Annotated in this window: 2 protein-coding genes; both read right to left on the reverse strand. The window is 72.0% G+C overall.

The window, feature by feature from the left end; translation table 11 throughout:
* Positions 1-10: 10 nt before the first annotated feature.
* Positions 11-3,778, reverse strand: a complete 3,768-nt coding sequence (locus ABD308_RS09750; RefSeq protein WP_344330927.1) for an endonuclease/exonuclease/phosphatase family protein — start codon at positions 3,776-3,778, stop codon at positions 11-13.
* A gap of 148 nt (positions 3,779-3,926) precedes the next feature.
* Positions 3,927-4,373, reverse strand: a complete 447-nt coding sequence (locus tag ABD308_RS09755; RefSeq protein ID WP_344330928.1) for a peptidase inhibitor family I36 protein — start codon at positions 4,371-4,373, stop codon at positions 3,927-3,929.
* Positions 4,374-4,444: the final 71 nt, after the last annotated feature.

Here is a 4,444-nt window from a genome sequence, read left to right on the forward strand (position 1 = left end):
GGGGCCGTTCTCAGGTGACCGCGGGGAAGAGCCAGTGGAGCCGGGCGGTGGCCGTCCCGGGGCGGGTGACGGTGACCGTGTCGACGGTCGTGCTCCGGGTGAGGTCGAGGTGCTCCTCGGGGCTGGAGAAGTTGGACAGCAGCGTTCCGTTGGGGCCGTCGTCGACCTTGCACCACAGGTAGCCGTCGTCGTTGGACCGGTAGTCGCCCATGGTGACGGAGTCGCCGTTCTGCGGTGTCCCGGCGTGGGCGGCCGTGGAGTTGACGTACTGGCGGCCGTGGACGAGGTAGAAGCAGTTGTCGGTCGGTCCCGCCGAGATGGTGCTGAACCGCTGGTCGTTCCCGTGCGAGTTCGGGGCCAGGTAGACGGGGTAGGGCGCGGTCTCCAGACTGTCGACCGCCAGTGCCGGGGCCGAGCCGGTGGAGTCGGTCGCGACGATCTCGGTGAGGGCGGTGGCCTCCTGGGGGTCCTGGAGGAACCAGCGCTGGCCGGTCGTGCCGTCCTGGTCGCGGGCGACGATGCCGAGGCCCGGGCCGAGGTCGGTGAGGAACTGGCGGGTGACGTAGTTCTGCAGGGTCCAGGTGCCGTCGCCCTGGCGGGCGGGCTGCCAGAGCTGGTCGAGCGCCGGGTTCGGCCACAGCACCGTCCGGGCGTCGCGGGCGCCGCCCTCCTGGCCGAGGTAGCGGCCGGCGTAGGGCGCGTTGGCGTGGAACAGGCGGTAGTAGCCGCTGTACTCCGGGTCGGGCGACAGGCTGAACACCTGTCCTTGGACGCCGGCCCGGTTGATCGGCTGGTCGCTGACCACGTGGGTGCTGCTGCCGGGGGCGGCCACGTTGGTCGTGGCGGCGCTGCGCAGCACGGCCGGGCTCGGCACCGGCACCGTCACCGACTGGTCGGCCCCCGGCGGGTTGGGCAGGTTGCCGACCTCCATCACGACGGGGTAGTGGTCCGACAGCAGCACGGCGTCGGCCCGGTTGATACCGAGGACGCGGGGATTCGCGGCGCCGACGGGCGTGACCGCGTAGTCGAGGACGCGGTCCGGGGTGTTGCTCCCCAGCCGCCGGAGCGTCGGATGGGTCGGCAGCCCCGGGGCGGTCACCGTGTACTGGCCGCCGATCGCGGTGGCCAGCGAGGTGTCCGCCACGTTCGGGTCGTCCGGGGGCAGCGGGATCCGGTTGTAGTCGCCGACGGCGATCCAGGGCAGCGGGGTCTGGTTGGGGCCCGCGGTGAGCATCCGGGTCCGGACGTTCGCCAGCTGCCCGGGGTCGTCGTTGCCGCTCCCCGAGAGGCCGTGCACCGTGAAGTACACGACGCCGTCGACGTTGATGCCCAGCGCGGGCCGGCCGGTGAGGCCGTGGTTCAGTCCCGCCCCGACGACGTACACGTCCTGCGGCTGGATCCGGGTACGGCTCAGGACGGCCAGGTTGACCCGGCCGGTCTCGGTGTTGGTGGCGGAGTCCGTGTGCAGCCAGTACAGGTATCCCTGCGGCCTGGCGGCCGTTCCCCCGTAGCGGTACTCGCGGACCGGGGGAATGCGGCCGCCCCAGTCGAAGTACACCGGCGGGTTCTGGTCGATGTCCTGGAGGAACACGGCGCCGCGCGGCGGGGCGCCGGCCTCCTGGAGGGCGACGATGTCGGCCCGGTTCTGCAGCGCCAGCTGGTTCACCCCCAGCGTGTACTTGTTCTCGTAGGCGGTGTCGCCCTCGCCCGTCCCGCCGGTGGTGCCCGCGCCCTGCATGTTCCAGGTGACGATCTTGCGGCGGTTGTTCGTGCGGGGGTCGAGCTCGCCGCCGGCGTCCCGCAGGAACAGCGAGGGCCGCTTGCCGACATCGGTGGGGACGACGCCCTGGCCGGTGTAGTCGAGGGTCTCCCGGCCGCCCCAGTCCGGGATCGCCTGGCCGCCCTGGCCCAGTGGCTGGAACCTGGCCGGGTTGCCGTTGGCGGAGCCGAACTGGAAGGCGGTGCCGGACTGGCTGCCGTACGGGGCGTACGGCTCGAACGGGCCGCCCGGCGTCGCCTGCTTGACCATGGTGTTGTTGTAGAACACGTTCTGCGGGCCCGAGGAGCCGGACCACTTGACCGCCTTGGGGCCGGCCGCCCACCAGACCGGGTACCACGTCCCCTCGTCGATCTCGCCGCCCTCGCCGCCGCAGTTGGTCTGGCAGTTGCCGGAGCGGTGCTCGTAGGGGACCCGCAGGGTGTTCTGCTCGAACAGGTTGTTGTGCTCCCACCCGCCGTGCAGGTTGAGGTCGGAGTCGAGGTCGTTGCGGAAGGCGACGTTGCCGCTGGCCGACCACTGGAAGGTGAAGTGGCGCAGGTTGCGGCTCAGGTTGTAGGCGTACAGCGAGTCCCAGACCCGGCTGCCGCGCAGGTAGCCGTTGCCGCCCTTGCCCTTGTTCCAGGCGCCGTCGAAGCTGTTGCGCTCGACCTGGATGTTGCGGGCGTCCTCGGTGACGATCGGGTGCGAGCCGGTCATCTCGGCCTTCAGCCCGCGGGCCCAGTCGTTGGCGGCCCACTTGAAGACGATGCCGTGCATCGCGTACTCGGGCGCCAGGTTGCCGTAGTTGTGCACGGCCTGGGCGGGCGTCAGGTCGTAGGTGCCGCCGCCGAGCCTGGGCAGGCCGGTCATCTCCTGGGTGAAGGCGAAGTCCTCGAAGCCGACGCCCTGGACCACCTTCAGCGGGGTGACCTTGCTCGCGTACGGCTTGTCGCCGAGCGCGGGGGAGCCGTCGGAGGTCGAGTCGACCGGCAGGTCCCACTCCAGCGGGCGGTCCAGGGTGACCGTCTTGGCCGCGGCGTCGACCGCGCTGACGCGGAACATCTGCTGGCGCATGTGGAGGTTGTCCATCTGGCCGCGGTCGGAGACGCCCTGCTGCTCGTAGAACTTGACGCTGTTGGCCGCGCCGACCCAGACGTAGCCGCCCGGGGAGAACTTCTTCATGTCGGCCTTGGCGTCCAACTGGACGACGTCCTGGCCCTGGCGGGCCGCCCAGCCGGGGTCGGCGGCCTTCGTGGCGACCTTGATGCCGGAGGCCCAGTGCTGGTTGACGCTGCCCTCGAAGATGTCCTTGCGGTTCGCCGGGGCGGCGGCCCAGTCGTCCTGGTAGCGCTCGGCGATGTCCCGGGTCTGGACGCGGAACAGGCCGCGGCCCGGCCAGATCCAGCCGCCGGTGCCGACGTCGGCGCCGCTGCCGGCCTTCATGCCGTCCTGGTCCCAGCGCCCGTTGACCAGGGTGTCGTAACGGGTGTTGGCATCGGGCCGGAACACCAGACGGGTGCCGCCGGTGCCGGAGCCCTGGCCGCGCAGGACGAGGTAGTCGGCGTCGACGTAGACCTGCCGGGAGAGGTCGATCCGGCCGGAGGGCAGGGAGATCAGCGAGAGGCTGTTGAAGTTGGCGTTCGGCGAGCAGTTGGCCTTGATGTCGTCGATCGCCCGCTGGAGCCCGGTGGTGTCGTCGACGCCGTCGTCCGGGCGGACGGAGTACTGGGAGGCGAGCCGGTCCGGGGTGACGCGGCAGCCGGCGTCACCGGTCAGGTCGCCGTCGCCGGGCAGCCGCTGGCCGCCGCGGAAGCCGACGCGGGACCAGTCGGGCATGCCCGGGGGCGGGCCGGTGCGGTTGGCGTGGCTCAGGTCCGGGCCCTCGGCGCCGGGTCCGGCGGTGACGGCGCCGGTGGCCGCCGGGTCGGCGGAGGCCGGTGCCGTGGAGACGAGCGCGGGCAGGGTGACGCAGAGCAGCAGGCCGGACAGCAGTGCGGCCGGTGGTCGTAGACGTTTCACGGGACCTCGTTCCGAAGGTTCGTCGGGGGTCGTCGGGGGTCGTCGGGCCATGGAAGCGCCCCCGGCTCCTGGTGAGACCGGGGGGCGGGGCGCGGCGAGCGGTCCGGTTCGCCGGGGACGGCACCGGCGGACCGGACCGGGCCGGCCGTTAGGGGCAGTAGAAGCGGAGGGCGGAGATCCGGTCGTTGTTGTAGTACTCGGGGCCGCCGGCGTCGTAGTCGGCCTTCGCGCCCCAGCTCCAGGTCGGGGTGTAGTCGACCTGGGACGGGTGCAGCTCGCCGTAGGGGTCGTCCCAGAACTCGATCGAGCACTGGGAGTTGTTGATCCAGGAGGACACCTGGTTGTCCGCCAGGACGTTGTTCAGGAAGTGGACCTTGGTGAGGCGCACGATCTCCGTGTTGCCGCCGGCGGCCGGCGGGACCACGATCGCCTTGGAGCCCGTGCCGCCGCTGTTCTGGTAGAGGCAGAGCGCCCAGGCCGGGCAGCCGTCGTACGGGGGGTTCGCCGCGGAGGCCGGCGTCGCCGAGAGGAGCAGCGCCGCCCCGGCGACCGCGCTCGCCACGGCGGTCGCCCAGGTGGAGGTCTTGAGGGTCACGGTGGAACTCGCTTTCAGGGTCTGCCCGCGGCTGTGACGCGGGCGGATGACAGGGCTCGTGCGCGGCGGGC

The sequence above is a fragment of the Kitasatospora putterlickiae genome (assembly GCF_039527695.1).
In the GTDB taxonomy this organism is placed as follows: Bacteria; Actinomycetota; Actinomycetes; order Streptomycetales; family Streptomycetaceae; genus Kitasatospora; species Kitasatospora putterlickiae.